The 382-nt window shown below is 46.6% G+C and carries 1 rRNA gene; it reads left to right on the forward strand.

Going from position 1 to position 382, the window contains the following annotated elements:
• The first annotated feature begins 5 nt into the window (after nt 1-5).
• Nucleotides 6-118 (forward strand): 5S ribosomal RNA (gene rrf / locus ACYZGB_RS22885).
• The last annotated feature ends 264 nt before the right edge of the window (nt 119-382 follow it).

Below are 382 nucleotides of genomic sequence, written 5' to 3' on the forward strand. Positions count from 1 at the left end.
TTATGCCTGATGACCATAGCAAGTTGGTACCACTCCTTCCCATCCCGAACAGGACAGTGAAACGACTTTGCGCCGATGATAGTGCGGGTTCCCGTGTGAAAGTAGGTCATCGTCAGGCTCTTACAGCTAGAAGCACCCAGTCTTCGTACTGGGTGTTTTCTTTTCAAGCATCAGCATGAGGCTTGAAAAGAAAACACAAGTTTGACAGTTCTTAAAAAACTGTGCTAGAATTCAAGGCTCAGCTGATCGCAGCTGAGTCGGGAAAACGAGGAGAGACTTCGGTTTTTGTGAGTGATCCGGTTCATTAAAAATATACAGCCGATAAGCGTGGGCGTTTGATGGCGAGTGCCAAGTTCTTTGGAACTAGTGCTTAGCACTACAA

It is taken from the genome of Acidovorax sp. Q11 (assembly GCF_054950075.1).